Source organism: Lentzea sp. NPDC092896 (assembly GCF_044754905.1).
Classification (GTDB): Bacteria; Actinomycetota; Actinomycetes; order Mycobacteriales; family Pseudonocardiaceae; genus Lentzea.
This window is the reverse complement of sequence record NZ_JBIVPX010000017.1, coordinates 102,951-123,749: the sequence shown is the minus strand read 5'-3', so window position 1 is coordinate 123,749 and position 20,799 is coordinate 102,951. Positions and strand designations below refer to the sequence as shown.

General features: G+C 69.0%; 22 protein-coding genes and 1 pseudogene. 16 read left to right on the top strand and 7 right to left on the bottom strand.

Going from position 1 to position 20,799, the window contains the following annotated elements; all coding sequences use genetic code 11:
• Positions 1-71: 71 nt before the first annotated feature.
• Positions 72-938 (bottom strand): LysR family transcriptional regulator, encoded by an 867-nt coding sequence (locus ACIQF0_RS46440; protein WP_401041281.1) that lies wholly within the window; start codon positions 936-938, stop codon positions 72-74.
• Positions 939-1,008: 70 nt separating this feature from the next.
• Here ACIQF0_RS46440 and ACIQF0_RS46435 point away from each other — a divergent pair, with 70 nt between their 5' ends.
• On the top strand, positions 1,009-1,782 hold the full coding sequence (locus ACIQF0_RS46435) for an NADPH-dependent F420 reductase (RefSeq protein ID WP_401041279.1): 774 nt from the start codon (positions 1,009-1,011) through the stop codon (positions 1,780-1,782).
• A gap of 218 nt (positions 1,783-2,000) precedes the next feature.
• Here the strand turns inward: ACIQF0_RS46435 and ACIQF0_RS46430 are convergent, their stop codons facing one another.
• Positions 2,001-2,882, bottom strand: a complete 882-nt coding sequence (locus ACIQF0_RS46430; protein WP_401041277.1) for a helix-turn-helix domain-containing protein — start codon at positions 2,880-2,882, stop codon at positions 2,001-2,003.
• A gap of 127 nt (positions 2,883-3,009) precedes the next feature.
• On the opposite strand from ACIQF0_RS46430, the gene ACIQF0_RS46425 reads away from it, so the two are divergent.
• The 5 genes from ACIQF0_RS46425 to ACIQF0_RS46405 all read left to right on the top strand — a co-directional run bounded on the left by ACIQF0_RS46425 (position 3,010) and on the right by ACIQF0_RS46405 (position 7,758).
• Positions 3,010-3,861: an SDR family oxidoreductase gene (locus tag ACIQF0_RS46425; protein ID WP_401041275.1), complete on the top strand. Its 852-nt coding sequence runs from the start codon at positions 3,010-3,012 to the stop codon at positions 3,859-3,861.
• 24 nt (positions 3,862-3,885) lie between these two features.
• Positions 3,886-4,587: a type 1 glutamine amidotransferase domain-containing protein gene (locus tag ACIQF0_RS46420; protein WP_401041273.1), complete on the top strand. Its 702-nt coding sequence runs from the start codon at positions 3,886-3,888 to the stop codon at positions 4,585-4,587.
• 1 nt (position 4,588) lies between these two features.
• A complete protein-coding gene (locus tag ACIQF0_RS46415; RefSeq protein ID WP_401041271.1) occupies positions 4,589-6,040 on the top strand; it encodes an NAD-dependent succinate-semialdehyde dehydrogenase in 1,452 nt (483 codons plus the stop codon).
• The gene (locus ACIQF0_RS46410; RefSeq protein ID WP_401041269.1) at positions 6,040-7,380 is read left to right on the top strand and encodes an adenylosuccinate lyase family protein; all 1,341 of its coding nucleotides are present in this window, start codon (positions 6,040-6,042) and stop codon (positions 7,378-7,380) included. Before ACIQF0_RS46415 ends, ACIQF0_RS46410 begins: the two co-directional genes overlap by 1 nt.
• 153 nt (positions 7,381-7,533) lie before the next feature.
• Entirely contained in the window at positions 7,534-7,758 is a 225-nt protein-coding gene (locus ACIQF0_RS46405) for an Atu4866 domain-containing protein (protein ID WP_401041367.1), read from the top strand.
• Here the strand turns inward: ACIQF0_RS46405 and ACIQF0_RS46400 are convergent.
• Positions 7,734-8,339, bottom strand: coding sequence for a transcriptional regulator (locus tag ACIQF0_RS46400; RefSeq protein WP_401041267.1), 606 nt, complete (start codon positions 8,337-8,339; stop codon positions 7,734-7,736). The genes ACIQF0_RS46405 and ACIQF0_RS46400 overlap by 25 nt on opposite strands.
• 56 nt (positions 8,340-8,395) lie before the next feature.
• On the opposite strand from ACIQF0_RS46400, the gene ACIQF0_RS46395 reads away from it, so the two are divergent.
• Together ACIQF0_RS46395 and ACIQF0_RS46390 are read left to right on the top strand one after the other, a co-directional pair.
• Positions 8,396-9,466, top strand: a complete 1,071-nt coding sequence (locus ACIQF0_RS46395; RefSeq protein WP_401041266.1) for an integrase core domain-containing protein — start codon at positions 8,396-8,398, stop codon at positions 9,464-9,466.
• A gap of 57 nt (positions 9,467-9,523) precedes the next feature.
• The gene (locus ACIQF0_RS46390; RefSeq protein ID WP_401041264.1) at positions 9,524-9,853 is read left to right on the top strand and encodes a hypothetical protein; all 330 of its coding nucleotides are present in this window, start codon (positions 9,524-9,526) and stop codon (positions 9,851-9,853) included.
• On the opposite strand, the gene ACIQF0_RS46385 is transcribed toward ACIQF0_RS46390, so the two are convergent.
• Positions 9,838-12,369: an Hsp70 family protein gene (locus tag ACIQF0_RS46385; RefSeq protein ID WP_401041262.1), complete on the bottom strand. Its 2,532-nt coding sequence runs from the start codon at positions 12,367-12,369 to the stop codon at positions 9,838-9,840. The genes ACIQF0_RS46390 and ACIQF0_RS46385 overlap by 16 nt on opposite strands.
• A complete protein-coding gene (locus ACIQF0_RS46380; protein ID WP_401041260.1) occupies positions 12,369-12,740 on the bottom strand; it encodes a hypothetical protein in 372 nt (123 codons plus the stop codon). The genes ACIQF0_RS46385 and ACIQF0_RS46380 overlap by 1 nt, the downstream gene beginning before the upstream one ends.
• A 149-nt stretch (positions 12,741-12,889) precedes the next feature.
• Between ACIQF0_RS46380 and ACIQF0_RS46375 the strand changes: the two genes are divergently transcribed.
• The 4 genes and pseudogenes from ACIQF0_RS46375 (at position 12,890) to ACIQF0_RS46360 (ending at position 15,087) form a co-directional block, all read left to right on the top strand.
• A complete protein-coding gene (locus tag ACIQF0_RS46375) occupies positions 12,890-13,768 on the top strand; it encodes a hypothetical protein (RefSeq protein WP_401041259.1) in 879 nt (292 codons plus the stop codon).
• A gap of 177 nt (positions 13,769-13,945) precedes the next feature.
• Complete coding sequence (locus tag ACIQF0_RS46370; RefSeq protein ID WP_401041258.1) at positions 13,946-14,317, top strand: hypothetical protein; 372 nt, start codon at positions 13,946-13,948, stop codon at positions 14,315-14,317.
• 246 nt (positions 14,318-14,563) lie between these two features.
• Positions 14,564-14,761 (top strand): annotated as a pseudogene (locus tag ACIQF0_RS46365) (recombinase family protein); the annotation flags it as partial.
• Between the two features lie 107 nt (positions 14,762-14,868).
• Positions 14,869-15,087 (top strand): hypothetical protein, encoded by a 219-nt coding sequence (locus ACIQF0_RS46360; protein ID WP_401041369.1) that lies wholly within the window; start codon positions 14,869-14,871, stop codon positions 15,085-15,087.
• Positions 15,088-15,182: 95 nt separating this feature from the next.
• On the opposite strand, the gene ACIQF0_RS46355 is transcribed toward ACIQF0_RS46360, so the two are convergent.
• Complete coding sequence (locus ACIQF0_RS46355) at positions 15,183-15,944, bottom strand: endonuclease/exonuclease/phosphatase family protein (protein WP_401041257.1); 762 nt, start codon at positions 15,942-15,944, stop codon at positions 15,183-15,185.
• A gap of 658 nt (positions 15,945-16,602) precedes the next feature.
• On the opposite strand from ACIQF0_RS46355, the gene ACIQF0_RS46350 reads away from it, so the two are divergent.
• Positions 16,603-17,280, top strand: coding sequence for a hypothetical protein (locus ACIQF0_RS46350; protein WP_401041255.1), 678 nt, complete (start codon positions 16,603-16,605; stop codon positions 17,278-17,280).
• Positions 17,281-17,563: 283 nt separating this feature from the next.
• Here the strand turns inward: ACIQF0_RS46350 and ACIQF0_RS46345 are convergent, their stop codons facing one another.
• Entirely contained in the window at positions 17,564-18,430 is an 867-nt protein-coding gene (locus tag ACIQF0_RS46345; protein ID WP_401041253.1) for a diacylglycerol/lipid kinase family protein, read from the bottom strand.
• Positions 18,431-18,617: 187 nt separating this feature from the next.
• Between ACIQF0_RS46345 and ACIQF0_RS46340 the strand changes: the two genes are divergently transcribed.
• The 3 genes from ACIQF0_RS46340 (at position 18,618) to ACIQF0_RS46330 (ending at position 20,785) form a co-directional block, all read left to right on the top strand.
• The gene (locus ACIQF0_RS46340) at positions 18,618-19,427 is read left to right on the top strand and encodes an alpha/beta hydrolase family protein (RefSeq protein ID WP_401041251.1); all 810 of its coding nucleotides are present in this window, start codon (positions 18,618-18,620) and stop codon (positions 19,425-19,427) included.
• Positions 19,428-19,505: 78 nt separating this feature from the next.
• Positions 19,506-20,141, top strand: coding sequence for a DUF1028 domain-containing protein (locus tag ACIQF0_RS46335; RefSeq protein ID WP_401041249.1), 636 nt, complete (start codon positions 19,506-19,508; stop codon positions 20,139-20,141).
• Positions 20,138-20,785, top strand: a complete 648-nt coding sequence (locus ACIQF0_RS46330; protein ID WP_401041248.1) for a hypothetical protein — start codon at positions 20,138-20,140, stop codon at positions 20,783-20,785. The genes ACIQF0_RS46335 and ACIQF0_RS46330 overlap by 4 nt, the downstream gene beginning before the upstream one ends.
• Positions 20,786-20,799 lie beyond the last annotated feature (14 nt).

Genomic DNA, 20,799 nt, shown 5'->3' with positions numbered 1-20,799 from the left:
ACTCATGAAAGAACAGCATTCTGACCGCCATCCACCATGCCGGCAGGCGTGTGCGCATCGCGACGACGTGGTCAAGCCCGGTGATCACGGTTCCAGTCCGCGAAGGCCGCGACGTAGGACGCGACGCACGCCTCGGGGGTCGCGAGGGACGTCACGACGTGGCCGTCGACCGTGAGCGGGGGATCGAGCGGGAGCTGCCGCAGTCTGGGCGTCTCGCCGCTGAGCTGCTCGGCCGGCAGCAGTGTCCAGGCGCACGGGTCGCTCCCGACCTCGAACAGCACCGAGAGGAAGTCGCCGGACGGTGGCCGCCGGGGCGCCGAGGGCAGGGCGGCGACGATCGCGTCGAACAGCGGCGGGTCGACCTCGCGGGCGGGCAGCCTCAGCCCGTCCGGGTCTAGGTCGCCGAGCGCGATCGCCACGTCACCGGCGGAGCTGTGCTTGCGGGACACCACGACGTGCAGCGGTTCGCACCACGCGTGCGCCGACGTCACGGTCGTGCTCGTGAACGCTCCGCGGACCAGCGCGACGTCCAGCTCTCCGTCGCGCACGGCGTCGAGCCGTGCGCCGACCGGGAGGTCGACGAGGTGCGGCTCGAGGACGCGCTCGCCCTCGCGGAGCCGGGAGAGGGCGCGGTCCAGCCGTGGTGTGACGCAGGAGGCCACGCCGATCCGCAGGCTCGCGTTCAGGTCACTCGCGACGAGCCGCACCCTGGCCGCCGCCGACAACGTGTCCCTGGCCGCCGCGAGCACCCGTTCGCCCGCCGGGGTCAGCCGCACGGTCCTGGACGTGCGGTCGAGCAGCCGCACGCCCAGCTCTCGTTCGAACCGCGCGATCTGCTGGCTGACGGCGGACTGCACGATTCGCAGCCGCTTGGCCGCGTTGCCGAAGTGCAGTTCCTCGGCGACCGTCACGAAGTACTGCAGAGTCCTGAGCTCCACACCTCAGATCTATCACACGATGTGATCGCTGCGTTCTCCGCTTGATCGTTGTTCACCCAGGTCGGCGCCGGTGGGATGGAGGCAGAACACCGAACGGAGAACTGACATGACCACGTCCATCCTGGGCATCATCGGCACCGGATCCGTCGGAGCCGGGGTCGCCCGGCGCGCCGTCGACGCAGGCCTCGACGTCGTGCTGAGCAACTCGCGTGGCCCGGAGACGCTCACCGACCTCGTCGAGTCGTTGGGCCCCAACGCCCGTGCGGCCACTCCGGCCGAAGTGGCACGCACGACCGATGTGATCCTCGCCGCCGTGCCGTTCGCCGTGCACGAAAGGCTTTCCCGCGCGGAGCTCGACGGGAAGATCGTCCTCGACCCGATGAACTACGTGGTGACCGACGCCTGGCAAAGGCCGGAGCTGGACAACGACGAGTTCACCTCCAGCGAACTCGTCCAGCGGCACCTCTCCGGCTCGAAGGTCGTGAAGGCGCTCCACTCGATCGCCTATCCACAGATCGCCCAGCTCTTCCGCGCCAAGGGCGCCGACGACCGCACCGCGTTGCCGATCTCCGGTGACGACGTCGTGGCCAAGAAGGAGGTAGCAGGCCTCCTCGACGCGCTCGGCTTCGACGCGGTGGACCTGGGCCCGCTGGCCGAGAGCTGGCGCAGCGAGCCCGGCACGCCCCTGTACGCCACGCCCTACGTGGGCGCGCCACCGGCTGATCTCACCCCGGCCGAGTGGGTTGCCTGGGTCCAGTCCGCGCCGGGGGTGTCGCTGTCCGCGGCGCGGGTGCGGGAGCTGGCGGCCAACACCGTGCGCGGCCCCGCCGGGTTCCGGTGGTGATCACCGGCATCACCGGCTGGGGCATGACCTCGTACGTCGATCTCGGGCTGCTGCTCAACATCGCCCTGCTGTTCGTCTAGGGCGTGGTAGCAGCCCGCACCGGCGGCTGTCACTGGTCTCACCCGATCGCGGTCGGCACTCGAATCCGCGAAGGCCGATTCGTGCACATGTCCAGCGTGCGTGCCATCGACGATCTCAAACGGCAACTGGGAGCCTGATCAGGTCTCCGGTTCGGATCGGCTCAGCCGCGTGCCGGGACCGGACGCCGTCCAGCTGGCGAGGATGTCCATGGCCTGCCTCGAAGGTGAGCCGGGCGCGGTGCTGTATAGGTACAGCATCGTGTCCGGATCGCCTGGCAGCACGAAGGATTCGTACTCGACGGTGAGGTCGCCGACGAGCGGGTGGCGCAGCCGCTTGGAGCCGTAGGTGCGCTGGTGGACGCGGTGCTGTTCCCACCACTGGTCGAAGTCGGGGCTGCGGTCGCGCAGCTCGGCGACGAGGGCGGTCGTGGCGGCGTCGGCGGGGTCCCTGCCTACCTCGAAGCGCAGGCTTTCGACCGCGGCGCGGGCCTGGTCGTTCCAGTCGACGAACAGTGAACGCGCGTCCTCGTCGAGGAAGATCCAGCGCGCGTAGTTGCGTTCCTTCGGAGGGATCTTGTCGAAGTCCGCGAACAGCGCCTTCGCCATCCGGTTCGCCGCGAGCACGTCGGTGCGGCGGCCGAGCACCAGCGCCGGCTCTCCGTCGAGCGCGTCGATCAGCTGGTACAGGCCGGGACGCACGCGCTGCACGCTGCGCGATCGGCGAGGCGCCGGGCTGGAGGGCAGCCCGATCAGGTCCCGCAGGTGGGTGCGCCCCGCCTCGTCGAGCTCGAGGGCGCGGCCGATGGCCTCGACGACGGCCGCGGAGGGGTTGATGCGCCTGCCCTGCTCGAGCCGGGCGTAGTAGTCCGTGGACACGCCGGCGAGCAGGGCGACCTCTTCGCGGCGCAGACCCTTCACCCGGCGGACCCTGCCGTCGGAAGGCAGACCGGCGCGGGACGGGTCGACCTGGCCGCGTGCCCGGCGCAGGAAGTCGGCGAGTTCACGGTTGAGTCCGGTCATGACATCCGATTGTCGTCGAGGATCCGGATTTCCGAGTGGACCTCTGAGTCCTAGGTTCGCGCGTCCGAGGTCGCACAGGGCCCGAGATGCGTCCCAAGAGGACCTTCGGCTGCACCAGGCTTGAGCCATGACCTTCCCAGCTGATCGTCCCGCCACCTGGTTCGTCACCGGCACGTCCCGCGGCCTCGGCCTCGAACTCGTCAAGCAGCTTCTCGAGCGAGGGGACAACGTCGCCGCGACGACCCGGTCGGCGGACCGCCTCCTCGCCGCACTCGACGCAGACACCACCCGGCTGCTGCCGCTCACCGTCGACCTCCGCGACGAAGCGGTCGTCGCCCAGGCCGTCCGGAAGACGACCGAACGCTTCGGCGGCCTCGACGTCGTCGTCAACAACGCCGGCTACGGCTACCTCGCCGCGGTGGAGGAGACCACCGACCGCGACGTGCGCGACATGCTCGACGTGCAGGTCGTGGGCGTGTGGAACGTGCTGCGCGCCACCTTGCCGATCCTGCGCGAGCAGCGCGGCGGCCACATCGTCAACGTGTCCTCGGTGCTCGGTCTCACCTCGGTTCCGGGCTGGGGACTGTACTGCGCGGGCAAGTACGCCCTGGAGGGCCTGACCGAGGCGCTCGCGGGTGAGGTCGCCGACTTCGGCGTGAAGGTCACCATCGTCGAGCCCGGCTACTTCCGCACCGACTTCCTCACCACGGACTCGCTCGCGTTGCCCGACGACACCACCGCGGCCTACCCGGAGATCCGCGAGATGGTCGAGAACCACCTGAAGCTGCAGGGCAACCAGCCAGGCGACCCGGTCAGGGGCGCACAGCTGATGATCGAGCGCGTCGTGTCCGGCGAGGGTCCCTTGCGTCAGATCCTCGGCTCGGACTCCCACGCCTACGCCACGGCCAAGGTCCAGGCGCTGCGGGCGAACCTCGACGCCGCCGCCCTGACCGCGTCCACGAGCGACTTCCCCGCCTGACCCGACTTCGAAGAGGAACCGCAGATGAGCAAGATCCTGATCGTCATGTCCGCGGCCGACGTCTGGGAGCGCGCCGACGGCTCCGCCTATCCGACGGGCTACTGGGCGGAGGAACTGGCCGCGCCGCACGAGAAGTTCGTCCAGGCGGGTTTCACCGTCGACTTCGCCTCTCCCGGCGGCGTGCTCCAGCCGCTCGACGCGCACAGCGCCAACCCGGAGGTCGCGGGTCCGGACTGCGCGCACCACGTCCAGCACGCCGAGCGCGCACTGCGGGAGTTCGGCCCGCTGCTCAAGCTCGACGAGGTCGACGTCGCCGACTACGTCGCTCTCGTGCTCCCCGGTGGCCACGGTCCCGTGGTGGACCTGTACCAGGACGCCGACCTGGGCAGGCTGCTCACGGAGGCCGACGCCGCGGGAAAGGTCATCGGTGCGGTCTGCCACGGACCCGCCGGACTGCTCTCCGCGATCGACGCGGAGGGCAGGTGGGTGTTCGAGGGCCGGCGGATGGCGGCGTTCACCGACGAGGAGGAACAGCTGTTCGGCACCGCCGACAACGCGCCGTGGCTACTGGCCGCCACGCTGAGGGACAGGGGCGCGGCGCACTCCGGCGGACCGGCCTACCAGGCCTACACCGTCCGGGACCGCAATCTCTTCACCGGCCAGAACCCCGCGTCGAGCGCCCCGATGGCCCAGGAGATCGTCGCAGCACTGGCCGAGGAGAAGTGACGTGATCGACCTGGTCGAGAAAGGACTGCTCGTCGCCGGGCGATGGCGACCGGCCGCGGGTGGCGGGACCTTCGCGGTCGAGAACCCCGCCACCGGACAGACGCTGTGCGAGGTGGCCGACGCGACGCCGGCCGATGCCCTGGCCGCACTCGACGCCGCCGACGCCGCACAGCGTCGCTGGGCCGCGGTGCCCCCGCGCGGCCGTGGTGAGGTACTGCGCCGGGCACACGACCTGCTGATCGAGCGGATCGACGAGTTCGCGCGGCTCATCACCCTGGAGATGGGCAAGTCACTGGCCGAGTCCAGGGCAGAGGTCACCTACGGAGCCCACTACCTGCGCTGGTTCGGTGAGGAAGCCGTCCGCATCGACGGCACCTGGAAGGTTAGCGAGGACGGGACGGCCCGCGTGCTGGTCACCCGTCAACCGGTCGGGCCCTGCCTGCTGATCACACCGTGGAACGCCCCGCTGGCGATGCCCGCGCGCAAGATCGGCCCGGCCGTCGCGGCGGGCTGCACCATGGTCGTGAAGCCCGCCGCCCAGACTCCGCTGACGACAGCGGCGCTGGCGCAGGTGCTGACGGAGGCCGGGCTGCCGGACGGCGTCCTCAACGTCATCCCGACCACGCAGGCGGCCGCCGTCACCGAACCGCTGCTGCGGGACGGACGCCTGCGCAAGCTGTCGTTCACCGGATCCACGCCGGTGGGGCGGCTGCTGATGGCCCAGGCGGCCGGCACTGTCCTGCGCACCTCGATGGAGCTGGGCGGCAACGCGCCGTTCATCGTCTGCCGGGACGCGGACGTCGACGCCGGGGTGGAGGGCGCGATGACCGCGAAGCTCCGCAACGTGGGCGAGGCGTGCATCGCGGCGAACCGCTTCCACGTCCACGCCGACGTCGCGGAGGAGTTCACCGAGAAGCTCGTGGCACGGATGGGGTCGATCGTGGTGGGAGCGGGCTCGGACCCCGCAACCCACATGGGCCCGATGATCGACGCCCGCCAGCGGTCCCGTGTCGCTGATCTGGTCAGTGAGACGGTCGGCTCAGGTGCCCGGCTCCGGGCAGGGGGAGAGGTTCCGGACGGTCCGGGGTACTTCTACCCGCCGACCGTGCTCACCGACGTTCCCGCGGGCGCGCGGATCAGCCGTGAGGAGATCTTCGGCCCCGTCGCGGCGATCCAGACCTTCACCACCGAGGCCGAAGTGCTGCGGGTGGCCAACGACACCGAGTTCGGCCTCGTCAGCTACCTCTACACGCGGGACCTGGGCCGTGCGCTGCGCATGGTCGAGCAGCTCGAGACCGGCATGATCGGCCTCAACCGCGGCTACGTGTCCGATCCCAGCGCCCCGTTCGGCGGGATGAAGCAGTCCGGCGTCGGTCGCGAAGGAGGCGCCACGGGCATCGACGAGTACCTGGAACAGAAGTACGTCGCCATCGACGTGGGGGAGCGGGTGTGATGGCGAGCAGCACGGTGTTCGACTCGTTCCTGTTCCGCGACATGTTCGGCACGCAGGCGATGCGCGAGGTGTTCAACGACCGGTCCTTTGTGGACGCGATCGTGCGCACCGAGGTCGCGCTGGCGGCGGCCCAGGCACGAGTCCAGGTCATCCCCCGAGAGGCCGCCGAGAAGATCGCGTCATCGTGCGATTCCGCGCTGCTGGACCACGAACGGCTCCGCGTGGACACCGAGAACGTCGGCTATCCCGTACTGCCGATCGTCACCCAGCTCGCCGGGCAGTGCGGTCACGCGGGCGGGTTCCTGCACTGGGGAGCCACTACGCAGGATGTCATGGACACCGCGCTGATGCTGCAGTGCGCCAGCGCGTTGAACCTGGTCGAAACACAGCTGGACCGGCTCCGTGCGTGCCTGCGCGACCTCGCGGAGGCCCATGTCGACACCGTCACCGCCGGGCGCACGCACCTGCAGCACGCCCTGCCGATCACCTTCGGCTACCGCGTGGCCGTGTGGCTCTCGGCGCTCGACCGCCACGCAGAGCGCCTCGCCGCCGTGCGGGAACGGGACCTGATGGTCCAGCTCGGTGGCGCCGCAGGCACTCTGGCCTCGCTCGGCTCACAGGGCCTGCGGGTGCGCGCGGAACTGGCTGCGGAACTCGGCCTGCGCGACCCGGAGATCACCTGGCACGTCGCTCGCGACGGGCTGGTCGAGATCGTCGGCCTCCTCGCCGCGATCGGCGGCTCGGCGGGCAAGATCGGAGCCGACGTGGCGTTGCTCTGCTCGACCGAGTTCGGTGAGCTGGCCGAGCCCTTCACCCCGGGCAGGGGCGCGAGCTCCACCATGCCGCAGAAGCGCAACCCGATCTCCAGCGAACTGGTGGTGGCCGCGGCCAAGCTGTTGCGGGACAAGGCATCGGCGATGCTCGACGCGATGGTGCAGGACTTCGAGCGGGCCACCGGCCCGTGGCACGTCGAGTGGGCTGTCATCCCCGAGGCGTTCCTGCTGCTCTCGTCCTCGTTGGCCCAGGCCACGCACCTGATGGCCGGTCTGAGGGTGAACGAGGACCGGATGCGCGCGAACCTTGGTCTCACCGGTGGTCTGATCATGGCGGAGGCGGTGATGATGGCGCTCGCGCCGGTCCTCGGCCGCCAGCAGGCCCACGAGCTCGTCTACGCCGCCTGCAGCCGGGTGATCGACACCGGCAGCGACCTCGCCACCGAGCTCCGGACGCACCCGGTCGTCGTGGAAAGCCTTGGTACGGAACGAATGGACCAGCTCTGCGACCCCTCCACGTACCTGGGCAGCGCCCAGGCCATGACCAGGTCCGTCGTGGAGAGGTAGAGCTGCCGGTCGTTCTTCCAGGGTGCGCCACACCCAGGAAGACCAAGGCCTGGCCGCCGGGGCAGCGGGCTCGCACGATCGGCAGTGTCCCAACGAGAAGCGAGGCACCGAGTGAACGACCAGACGATCCAGGAGAACGTCGACGTGGTGGGCATGTGGGTCACCGCGGACGGCCACATCCGCCAGGAGCTGCGCGCCGACGGCCGGTACGACGAGGCCCGTGGCAGCCGCGCCAGTGCGTACACCGGCAGCTACACGGTGACCGGCGCGCACCTGGACTACGTCGACGACACCGGGTTCACCGCCACCGGCGACGTGCGGGACGGTGTGCTCCACCACGAGCACCTGATCCTCTACCGCGAGGTCGCCGGGTCCTGAACGGCCCAGGACGCGAGCATCGGCAGCACCTGCGCGGTGGGGGAGCCGGGCTCGACGGTGTAGATCACCAGGCGCTGGTGCGGGGCCTGCGGCACCGAGACGGCCTCGATGTGGAACCGCAGGTCTCCCGCCACCGGGTGGGCGATCTGCTTGACCAGGGACGTCCGGTCCGCCACGCCCCGCTCGTCCCACCATCCGGCCACCTGCGGATCCGCGGCCCGCAGCTCGTCGACGAGCGCGGTCAGCAGCCTGTCGCCGGGGTTGCGGCCGAGTTCCAGGCGCAGCCCGCCGACCGCCGCGGCGGCGAAGTCCTGCCAGTTCGTGATGCGCTCGCGGGCGCTGCGGTCGGTGAACAGGTACCGCGGGAACGAGCTGCCGGGCCGCAGGTCCTGGCCCAGCACCTCGGTGAGCAAGGCGTTGCGCGCCAGTACTTCCGCGCGCCTGCCGAGCAGGAGCGCGGGGAGGTGGTCGACGCTCGTCATCACGCGCAGCAGGCCCGGTTCCGGGCGCTGGGGCGAGGACCAGGAGCCCGCGGTCCGGCGGGAGATGGGCGCGGCCTGTGGGGTGCCACAACTCTGCACACATGCGTTGAGCTGCGGTGGTCGGGTGCTGTCGTTCGGTCGGCATGATCGTGGGCGTGGCGCTGCGACCGCTGTACCTCGTCTTTGTCCAACTGGGGGGCTGGCTGGTTCTGCTCGGCCGGTCGTCGGCGTCGAAGGACGTCGAGTTGTTGGTGTTGCGGCATGAGGTCGCGGTGTTGCGCCGTACTCATGGTCGTTCGCGGTTGGATTGGGCTGATCGTGCGGTGCTGTCCGCGTTGGTGCGGCGGTTACCGGTGTGGCTGCGAGAGCACCGGTTGGTGTCTCCGGGCACCGTGCTGCGGTGGCATCGGCGCCTGGTCGCCAAGAAGTGGACCTACCCGAACTGTGCTGGTCGGCCGCGGGTCGATGAGACCGTGGTGGCGTTGATCGAGCGTATGGCGCGGGATAACACGGGCTGGGGGTACCGGCGTATCCGGGGTGAGCTGCTCAAGCTTGGTCACCGGACGGCCGCGTCGGCTGTTCGTCGCGTGCTCAAGCGGCTTCGGATTCCGCCTTCGCCGACTCGTGACTCCGACACGTCGTGGCGGCGGTTCCTGCGCGCTCAAGCGGCGAGCATGCTGGCGTGCGACTTCTTCCACGTCGACTGCGCGGTCACGTTGAAGCGGGTGTACGTGTTCTTCGTGATGGAAGTCGGCACCCGCTATGTCCACATCCTCGGGCCCACCACCAACCCTGACGGACGCTGGACGACCCAGCAGGCTCGCAACCTACTTATGAGCCTCGGCGATCGGGCCAGCGACTTTCGATTCATGGTCCGAGACAGAGCTGGCCAGTTCACAGCGTCGTTCGATTCCGTTCTCACTGACGCCGACATCGACGTCGTGAAGATCCCACCGCGCTGTCCGCGAGCCAACTGCTACGCCGAACGGTTTGTCGGCACCGTTAGACGCGAGCTCACGGATCGGCTGCTGATCATCAACGAGCGGCACCTGACGTCAGTGCTGAACCGCTACGTCTCCCACTACAACCACCGGCGACCACACCGAGCGCTACACCACACTCCACCACGACCCGACTACCCGCTCACAGGATCAGGCAGCGGCGCCGTTCGTCGTCGGCGAGTACTCGGCGGCTTGATCAACGAATACGAATCCGCGGCGGCCTAATGCGCAGGTCAGACCGCCAGGCCTAGTTTTGGCACCCCACACGGGGAACGCCTCGGCGTGCTTCCGCAGCTGTTGCGAGGCACGGGGGTCGTCGAGCGCCGGTTCCACGCGGACGTGGCGGCGGCGTTGACCGGTGATCGTACGTACATCGTGAACGTGTTGGAACAGCCGGGGTTGCGGACGACCGAGCGGTTGGTCGAGGCGATCACCGAGCGGCTCGGCACACCTTTGGTCATCGCCGACGTGGGTGTGCTGGAGGGGCACGGGATCGGGAACATGGTCATCGTGTCGACCGAGGCGGAGCTGCCGGTCGAGGAGCTGGACCGCCGGACACGTGAGGCGCGTTTCCCGGCGATGGTCTGGGATCCCGCTCAGTCCTCTTGGTAGACCGAGATCTCCTCCTGAGAGCGGTGATCCGCCGATTCGACCGCGGTCTCGCGCGACACCGTCATGGAGACGCGTTTGTCCGTGGCGAGGTCCTTGGCGGCGACCGTGACGATGCCGTTGGCGTCGATGTCGAAGGTGACCTCGATCTGCGGCACGCCGCGGGGCTGCGGCTGATCGAGGTGCAGCAGGAAGGTGCCGACCTTCTTGTTGTACACGGCTATCTCGCGCTCGCCCTGGAAGACCTGGATCTGCACGGAATGCTGGGCGTCGTCGGCCGTGGTGAAGATCTCGGACCGCTTGGTCGGGATGGTCGAGTTGCGCGGGATGAGCACCGTCATCACCCCGCCCTTGGTCTCGATCCCGAGTGAGAGCGATGTGACGTCGAGCGGCAGGACGTCGACGACCTCGCCGGTCATGATGCCCGCCTGCACCGCCGCGCCGATCGCGATCGCCTCGTCGGGGTCGACGCCGGTCGCGGGCTCGCGCCCGGTCAGCTCCCTGATGAACGCGGCCACGGCGGGCATGCGGGTTGCCCCTCCGACCAGGACCACGTCGTCGACGTCGGTCGGCTCAATGCCCAGGTCGTCGATGACCCGCCGGAGCACGTCCGCGCAGCGCATGCGCAGACCGGCGGTCATGCGGTCGAACTCGGCGCGGGTGAGCACCGCGTTCAGGTGCTGCGGCGCTCCCCCTGCCGAGGTGAGGTACGGCAGACTGATCACCGCCTCCTGATGCTCGGAAAGCGTGATCTTGGCCTTCTCGGCGGCGTCGCGGAGGCGCTGATGGGCGTTCGGGTCAGCGGACGGGTCGACCCCGTGCCCGGCTTCGTGGCGGTCGACCAGCCACTTGACGATGCACTGGCTCCAGTCCTCGCCGCCCAGGTCGTCCGCGCCCGCCGTGGCCCTGACCTCGACCACACCGTCGCCCATCTCGAGCAACGAGACGTCGAGGGTCCCGCCGCCGAGATCGAGGACGAGGACGGTCCTCTCGTCGTGCCCGAGCCTCAGGCCGTAGGCCAGTGCGGCGGCGGTGGGTTCGTTGATGAGGCGCACCGCGTCGATGCCCGCCAGCCGGGCCGCCTGCACCAGCGCTTCTCGGTCGATCACCCCGAAGTTCACCGGGACGGTGAGGACCGCGCCGGTCACCGGGCGACCGAGGTGGGCCTCGGCGTCGATGCGGAGGCGGTCCAGCACGAAGGCCGCCACCATCTCCGCGGAGTAGTCGTTCCCGTCGATCTCGGCTGACCAGTCGGCGCCGAGCCTGCGCTTCACCGCCGACACCGTGCGGGTCGCCTGCCGGGCGGCCATCCGCTTGGCCACCTCGCCGACGACGACGTTGCCGCCCTCGTCGAAACCGACGACGCTTGGGGTGAGCTTGGCGCCGTGCGTGTTGTCGACGAGGACGGCGGTGTTGTCCTTGAGCACGGCGATGGCCGAGTTCGTCGTGCCGAAGTCGATGCCGACGGCCTTCCACCCGTTCGCCTCGGTCGGCAGGTCGGCATCCATGGTCGACCTGGAGATCGGGATCCTGCTGCCGAGCCGGCGTTCCCACACGGCCCGTGCGCGCTGCGCCACCTCGGGATCGACGTCGCGGGTGAGCGGGATCAACGCCTCCCGCGCCGCTTCCCGCGTCCTGGTGGAGGCGTCCTCGAGCAGGCGTTCGAGGCCGAGTGTCGCGCCGAAGCGTTCCCACGGCGTCCCGTCGACCACCGCACGGTGCAGCGCGACCGGGATGAGCGGCGCGACCGCGCTGCCGAGGTAGAGCGACCGGATGTTGCGGCCGAGGTAGAGCGACCCGCTCACCCTGTCCACGGACAGCTCCGGCGTCTGCCCGGCGACCTTAAGCGGAACCTCGTGCCGCACATAGCGGTAGAGGTCGTCGACGCTCACGAAGCCGTCCGAGTCGATGTCGGCGGCGCCCGTCCGCAGGCCCTCCACGATCGTCGAGGTGAAGACCGACGGCTGGCCGGGTTCCATGCTGAACAACGTCGACTCGTGCGCGAACTGCAGTGCCGAGCAGGCGGTGATCACCGCCTTGCCCTGCCCGTCGAACTGCTGGTCCACCTCGACCTTGACCGGCTGCTCCGCCCTGGGTTTGAGGCCCTTGACGTAGCTGCCGCTATAGCAGCAGTCGAGCGTGAGCACCACCCGCCGCGACCGCGACTGCTCGATCCTGTCGTTCACGAAGTGCGCGGAGACGCCGGTCGAGGCGAGCAGGTCGTGCTCGGTGTCCTTCGCGACGAAGTTCAGCTCGCGGCTACGTTCCTCGCGCTTGCCGTGGCAGGAGAAGTGCAGCAGCAACAGGTCGTCCCGCGCGGCGGACGCGAAGAACCGCTCGACACCCCGGCGGATCGAGCGGGCGTCCTGTTCTGCCAGCACCTCGACGTCGAACTCGCCGACGCTGCGCGAACCGAGCACCTCGGCCAGTTCCCGCGCGTCCGCGGCGGCACCGGGCAGGTCGGCGAACTTCTTGTCGTCGTAGACCTGGTTCGCGATGATCAACGCACGTCTGCGCATCAGCGCTTCACATCGATCGCCTTGATGAAGTGATCCACCAGCCTGTCCTGCTGCTCGGCCGTCGCGTTGGACAGCACCAGGTGGTCGTCGCCGACCGTGATGTCGACCTGGTTGACCGCGCTGCGGCCGAACCAGCCCTGCACCCGTTCGATGAAGGTCCGCGCGAGCCCCGACTCGACAATGCCCTGCACGACGACGAACGCCGCCTCGACCAGTTCGGTGCCGCGCGTGCCCTCCGGGACGAGCCCGTCGGTGCCGCGAACCCCGTCGACGTCGACCTCGCGGAGATCTTCGAGCAGGTCGTGCAGCACGTCGTCGAGTTCCGCCGCAGTGAGCCCGCTGTCGACGACACGCACCACCACATCAGCCATCGCCCAGTACCTTTCCCGTCGAGTCTTCGACCTCTAGATCGTCGGCGGGCCGGATTTGTTGCTTTTCACCTCGGCGATGGCCGCGTCGATCTGGTCGCGGTGCCGTTGGAGCTGTTCGAGGGCCAGTTCATCAGCAGGCGATCGATGCCGTGCACGAGCTGGCCCTGGAGTCCGGAGCCCGGATCGTGCATGCCTGCGGCTACGACTCGATCCCGTCGGACCTGGGCATGTTGTTGCTGCACGAGCGGGTCGTGGCCGACGGCGCGGGTCCGCTCACCGACGTGCGGTTGGTGGCCACGGTCCGCGGCGGTTTCAGTGGCGGCACGATCGACTCGCTGCGGGCGCAGATCGAGGCTTACGAGAGCAATCCCGGCCTGCGCCGCGTCGCCGCGGATCCGCATGCGCTCAGTCCCGACCGGGCAGCGGAACCGGCGCCCGCCCAGCCCCGTGACGCGGGGATGCCCTCCCGCGCCGCCGACGGAACGTGGCGGGCGCCGTTCGTGATGGCCCCGTTCAACACCCGCATCGTGCGGCGCAGCAATGCCCTGCTCGATTGGGCCTACGGGCCGGAATTGCGCTACGGCGAGGTCATGGGCGCGGGGCAGGGCGTGACCGGAGTGCTCATGGCGGCCGGTATCACCGGTGGGCTGGCCGGGCTGGTCGGCGCGATGTCGGTCAAGCCGGTCCGCGGCCTGCTCGACCGGGTGCTGCCCGCGCCCGGTACCGGGCCCAGCGAACAGGCTCGTGCGAAGGGCCGTCATGCTCGGGCAGAGCGCCCTCTGCCTGGCCCTCGACCACCTCCCGCAGCGGTCCGGCTCACTCACGCCCGCGACGGCCATGGGCCGGCCTCTGATCGATCGCCTGCGGCTCGCCGGCCACACCTACGACGTCACGACCGCCTGACCCACGCCGCCGTAGGGGTTGGATGCTTCTTGCGGCCTCGGGAAGCGTGTCCTCGTCGTGGCACTGAAGCCTCGGAAGGATGGTTCTCGGTGTCGATGCGTCACGCGGGCCTTGAGGGAAGTTGATCCAGGCGAGCACGTCGAGCCTGGTTTGAATGGCCCGTGTGGGAGAACTCCGGGCTGGGGGTGAGCTGGCCTGATGTCTGGTGTGGCTTGCTCTTGGTCTGTTCGGGTGGAGATGGACACGACGTCGTCACGGTGCCTTGGGCAGCTGGGTCTCGGTTTTGACCGAGGGAGCTGACTGTGGTCACGTTGACGAACGCCGAGCTGGTTGCCGCGTTGACGGGACGTCGCCGTCCAGTGGCACCGCCTGAGGTGCCTGGCCTGCGTTTTGCGTTCTATGGCCGGATGTCGACGAGCTCGTTTCAGGATGTTCAGACGTCGCGTGCGTGGCAGCGCGCCGTGTCGGATGAGTTGATCGAAGGCGTCGGCTCGGTCGTTGTGGAGTTTTCGATGTGGGTGTGTCGCGGCGGTGGTCGTGGCTGGACCATCCAGAGGCTGCGGCGTTGCTGGCCGCTGCCGCGAGCCCTCATCGTGACTTCGACGCCGTGGTGGTCGGTGAGTACGAGCGGGCGTTTCACGGCGATCAGTTCCGCGAGGTCGCGGGCCGGCTGAACGCACTGGGCGTCGAGTATGGCTGCCGGAAGCGGGCGGTCCGGTGGAACTCGGCAGTCCGGTGCATGAGGCGTTGATGGTGTTGCTGGGTGCGCAGGCGCAGCGTGAGGTGGCGAGGGCACGGCAGCGAGTGCTCGCGGCGATGCGGTCTCAGACGCGGCTGCAGGGCCGGTTCCTGGGCGGGCGGCCACCATACGGCTATCGGCTTGTTGATGGTGGCCAGCATCCGAATCCGGTGCATGGGCGGTGGGGTCAGGGGTGCAGGTGTTGGCGCCGGATCCGGTGACGGCACCGTGGGTGCGATGGATATTTGCCGAACGTGCCCGCGGCCGCACTGTGGCTTCACTGGCACGGGAGCTCAACGAGCGTGGCGTGGTGTGCCCGTCGGGTGCCGACTCCGAGCGGAACGCGCACAGGTCGGGGGAGCGGTGGATCGTCCGGACGGTGGCGATGATCCTGGAGAACCCGCGCTACACCGGCCGGCAAGTGTGGATCCGAAGCAGCACAACCGGTCACGGCCTGGTGGCCGTCCCGGCGGCCGCGGTTCAGGTGTGCTGCGCTGGAATCCGGTCAGCGAATGGGAGGTCTCCGAACGGATCGCGCACGAACCACTCGTGGATGACGAGACGTTCGTCGCCGTTCAGGGAATGCGGATGGCGAAGCCTGCAAAAGACGGCGAGGTACGGCGCTACCTTCCCGGCGTAGCGGCCGCGTCGTGGATCACCATGACCAGATTCGCCACTCAGGCCGGCACGACCTGGAGCAGATAGGCACCTGGTGATCACACAAGCCACCTGAACAGGGCTAAAGCGTCAGCTGGTCGGTTCACCGTCGTGCGGGTCCGCCGCTGAGAAACGAGGCGCTGTCAGAGTCTGATCAACGCCTGGACCGGGAGGTGGTCGGACGGGGGCCGGCCACCTCGCTGGAAGGTGTTGATCGCCGCGGCCAGGAGCACCCGGACGCCTCGGATGAGAATCCAGTCGATGCGTGACCCGTTCGGCACGAGCGGCCGGTAGCCGTGGAACGTCGCGTACAGCGGGGTACGGCGTTCCACGGTGGCGAGCCAGGAGTCGGTCAGGCCCGTCCCGCTCGTCAGGATGTCGTGTGTGGGCGCGTTGGGTGCGGCGTTGAAGTCACCGGTGAGCACAACTGGCAGTCCCGGCGCGATGGCACCGACCCGGTCACGCACCAGCTCCGCGCTGCGCAGGCGGGAGGTCTCCGACTCGTGGTCGAAATGAGTATTCACGACGACGAACTGCTTGCCTGTCACGCGATCGGTGAACCGCACCCACGTGACCATGCGGATCACCTTGTTGCCCCACGACTTCGAGCCCATCACGGTCGGCGTCGCGGACAGCCAGAAGTGGTCGAACTCAAGGGGATCGACCCGCGAGCTGTCGAAGAAAACGGCCGTGAACTCGTCCCTGCTGCCCCCGGCCCTGCCGACACCGATCCAGTCGTACTGCGCGGGCAGGTCGCGCTCGATGTCCTTGAGCTGAGCGAAAAGGCCCTCCTGCGTGCCGATCACGGTCGGCTGCTCGCGCCGCAGCAGCTCGGCCATGATCGGCCGTCTGGTTGTCCACGAGTTCGGTTCGTGGAGCGAGGCGTATCTCAGGTTGAACGACATGATGTGCAACGAATCGCCGCGTGCGGGTCCGATCAACGGCCGTTCGGAGGCCCCCGCATTCCCTGCATTCATCAGGTTTGCTGCCAACAGGATGACGCAGACCAAGACTCGCACGGCTAACTACCTCCGACGGCAGGGACGTCTTTCTCACAGTGACGCGCACCTGCTGCCCGCGTTGCGTGGGGTTGTGTTGGCCTTCCGTGCCTGAAAATGCGTCTTTGCAGTTCAAGCGTGTCGTAGCTCGTCAGTCCGAACGGTCGCACCTCGTCTCGATACGCTTCACGCCACCGTGGATGTTGCGAGGCCCGGGATCCGGTCACGACCGGCGGCGTCCGAGCAAGCCCTGTGGGGTGCCAGAACTCTGCACTCGCCAGTTGAGCTGCGGTGATCGTTTGCTGTCGCCTTGACGACATGATCCCGAACGTGGCCCTTCGGCTGTTGTACTTCGTCTTCGTTCGGTTGTCGGTTGGCTGGTTCTGCTCGGGCGGTCCTCGGCGGCCAAAGACGTGGAGTTGCTCGTTTTGCGGCACGAGGTCGCCGTGTTGCGCCGTACCCATGGCCGCCTGCGGTTGGACTGGGCTGATCGTGCGGTGTTGGCTGTGTTGGTGCGGCGCCTACCGGACTGGTTGCGGAATCATCGCTTGGTGACCCGGGCACCGTGCTGCGGTGGCACCGGTGCCCAGTCGCGAAGAAGTGGACCTGCCCGAACCGGACTGGACGCCGTCCGGTCGACGGCACCGTGGTGGCGTTGATAGAGCGTATGGCGCGGGAGAACACGGGCTGGGGTTACCGCCGTATCCAAGGTGAGCTGCTCAAGCTTGGTCACCGGACGGCCGCGTCGACTGTTCGCCGTGTGCTGAAGCGGCTTCGGATACTACCGTCGCCGACTCGGGATACCGACACGTCGTGGCGGCGGTTTCTGCGTGCTCAGGCGGTGAGCATGCTGGCGTGCGACTTCTTTCACGTCGACTGTGCTGTCACGTCGAAGCGGGTGTACGTGTTCTTCGTGATGGACGTCGGCACCCGCTACGTCCATATCCTCGGGACCACCTCCAACCCTGACGGGCCGTGGACCTCTCAGCAGGTTCGCAACTTCCTTATGACGCTTGACGATCGGGCGAACGACTTTCGATTCCTGGTTCGTGACAGGGCTGGCCAGTTCGCGGCGTCGTTCGATGCTGTTCTCGCTGACGCCGGCATCGACATCGTGAAGATCCCGCCGCAATGTCCACGGGCCAACTGCTACGCCGAGCGGTTCGTCGGCACCGTAAGGCGAGAGCTCACAGACCGACTGCTGATCATCAACGAGCGTCACGATGAGTGCTCGGCGGCTTGATCAACGAGTACGAACCTGCAGCTGCTTGATCCGCAGTTCAGGCCCGTTAGGCCGAGGTTTTGGCACCCCACAGGGGTGCCCAGAGGTTGCGGTACTGCATGAGCTCCTCGTCCGACAGTTCTGGATCACCGGTGATGGCCACCATCGTGGTGTCCCAGTGGCCAGCAGCACGATGTCGTAGCCGCTGATGTCCGGGGGCGGGCTGGCGAGGGCGTGTCGGGCGTCGGCGTTCTGCTCGCGCATGTTGCGCGCCATCGTGTCGGCGTACAGCCGCGCGCCGAGTTCATGCCGGCACTTTGACGATGAGCGCTCCGGGGTTCACCTCGACCTTCAGTGATCTGGTTGTCCCGCAGACTTCTCCGTCGACCTCGAACGGCCTGGTGCGGCTACTGCGCAACTCCAAGCGTCGGAACCGGAACCGCTCCACCGCCGGCCCGTCCACTCGGCGGGAACCGATCAGGCGACCTGCCGTGACCAGCCAACCCCCGGTGCGCACGTCATGCAGCAACGCCAGGTCCAGGAGCCCATCGGCGGGATCTGCCTCCGGCAGCAGGGAAACCCCGCCCTGCAAGGCGCCTATGTTGCCGACGACCGCCCCGAGGACGCGGCGGGTCAGCCGGCCGCCGTCGTCCAACCGGACAGTCACCCGGCTGGTGCCCGACCTCAGACCCTTGAGGACCGCTGGTACATAGGCGGGCCACCCCAGGAGGCGCTTCATCCTGGGCGAGGTGTCGCGGACCATCTCCGCGTCCAGACCGATCCCACCCATGCCGACGAAAGGGCGACCGTTCAGCAGGCCCATGTCGACGCGGCGGTCCGCCCCGTCGAACGCCGACGTGACGGCGTCCTCCACCTCACTGCCGATTCCCAGGTTCCGGGCCACGAGGTTGCCCGTGCCGATCGGCACGATTCCCATCGCCACCCCGGTGTGCGCCAACCCGGCGGCCACCGCGTTCACCGTGCCGTCTCCACCACATGCCAGAACCAGCCGCGGGTGGTCGCGCAGGGCGAGTGCCGTCACCCCCGTCCCGGCATCGTCACGGGTGGTCTCGAACCACTGCGGCTCGCACCAGCCGCGGTCCCGGGCGGTACGAGACACCAGGTCCCGCAACCCGGAGTGGTCCACCACGGCGACCGGATGAACGACCACCGCCACACGAAGCCCGTCACGCCATGGATCCACCCGAACCGCCTTCACGAAGTCGACACCGGCCCGGATGCCCCGCGACACGCGAACGCACACGCGGACGTGACACGCAAAGCGCTGTGGACCCGGCCGGGCCGGGTCCACAGTGACGCCCCGTATCACCAGCGCTGGTGCGGCAAGGGCCACAGGGATGTCCGACCGGCTCCTGTCCCTCGCTCTACCAGCGACGATTACCTTCGAGCGGCACAGGTGCGGTGAACGCCTGCCCGCCGCCCTTCTGCTGCCCGGCAGCGGTCCCACCGACCGCGACGGCAACCAGCCGCCCTTGCTCACGCCGAACACCCTCCGCGATCTCGCCGCCGCGCTCGACCGCGACCGGGTGGTGACCCTCCTGTTCGACAAATGCGGAACGGGCCGCACGGGACTGGGAGCCTTCGCCAGGCGGCCTCAGGACCTCGACTACCCGGCCTTCGTGCGCCAGGCCGTCGCAGCCCGCGACCACCTGCGGCGCCGCGCCGAGGTGGCACCGAACAGGGTGGCGCTGGCTGGTCACAGTGAAGGAGCCGTGACGGCACTGGTGCTCGCCGCGCACGCACCTCCCCGTCAGCGTGCCGCTGCTCATGCAGCAGCCCCAGGCGTTTTCATCGACCGCGCGATCGACGTGGCTGTCCCGGACCTGCGAGGAGGCCGCGCCGTCGACACGACGACCATGCCGGCACCGCTCGCCGCGCTCTTCCAGTTGCTGGTGGGACCGAACCGCCGCTTCGTGACCACGGACGACGCGGTCTTCCCGCCCGACGTCGCACGCAGGTTGCCGCCGATGCCGGTGCTGCTGACCTGCGGCGAGCTGGACCCCCAGGTGCCCTGCCACATGACCGACCAGCTCGCGTCAGTAGTGGGCCACCGCGTGGTGCTCCCCGCTGTCGGCCACGCGATGGTCACCGCCGACGGGACCCTCTCGCTCGTCCTGACCCGTGAGCTCGGCGCCCTGCGGTGGTGACGGACTGCCGCTGCTGGAACCACAGTCGCCGTGGAACGTCGCGCCGGTGCGATTGCCAGGCCCCCTATGGTGAATCGCATGACGCTTTCGATTGTGGCTCACAGTCGGGCAGAGAAGTCGTGGGGCGTGGCCGTCGCGAGCAGGTATCTCGCGGTGGGCGCCATGGTGCCCGCGGCGGAGTTCGGTGTCGGGGCGCTGGCGACCCAGGCCCGGACCAACATGGCCTACCGCGAGGACGGGCTCTCGCTGTTGCGCGCGGGACTCGGCGCCACGGAGGTCGTCGAGGCGCTCGTCGGCGACGACGACCGATCGGGCGAACGGCAGGTCGGCGTGGTCGACCGGGACGGCATGGCCGCGGCCTGGACCGGCGCGCAGTGCGGGGCCTTCGCGGGCGCCAGGCTGGGCGAGGGGTACGCGGTCCTGGGCAACCTGTTGGCGGGCGAGGAAGTTCTCGAGGCGATGGAGTCCGCCTGGCTCAGCGCTGACTCCGCCACTCCGCTGGCCGACCAGTTGCTGGCCGCGCTCGCCGCCGGAGACGAAGCGGGCGGCGACCGGCGCGGCCGGCAGAGCGCGGCCGTGTTCGTCGTGGGACTGAACGGAATCGGCCACGGGACTCACGTCGAGGTGGACCTCCGCGTGGACGATGCGCCGGCACCGATCAGCGAGCTGATCCGGCTCCGCCAGCTCCACAGACAGCTCCACGACATGGCATGAGCACCGGTCCCCGGAACTACCGGTCGCGTCAGCTCCGGCTCAGGTGGCATTTGGCAGGCCCGCTGTTCCGCCTGCTCGCCCAGGCGGGCGTCGTGGCGGTGGCCGCCGTCGTCGGGTTCGCCTTCCTCAGCATCGGCAACGTGATCAACGAGACGGCGGCGTCGGTGCTGGTGGCGGTCGTCTTCGGCGTCGCGACCGTCCTGCAGTTGCGGCAGGCCCAGCGCCGGCAGTACACGGTCGGGTTGCTCATGAACCTCCAGAGCACGCTGACGTTGTCGGCCGCGGACCTGTGGATGGCCCAGCGGATCGCGGCCCACCGCGAGATCGACGACGAGGTCCCGGCCGAGGACATGCAGCACGTGATCGCCCTGCTGGACTACTACGAGTTCCTCTCCGCGCTGGCTTTTCGCGGTTTCGTCGAGATCCCCCTTCTCATCGATCTTCGCGGCGGGGCCATGACCCGGTGCTACGACCTCTGCCGCTCATACATCACCAAGTGCCGGGCCGAGATCGGCTCTCAGCTCTACGTCGGCCTCGAGACCTTCGTCGACGAGTACGCCCGCCACGTGAAGCACCGGATCCTGACACCCGTTGCCGCACCGCCGGACACGCTCGACGGTGCGGCCCCGACCACCGCCGGCTGAGTGCGCCGGTTCCG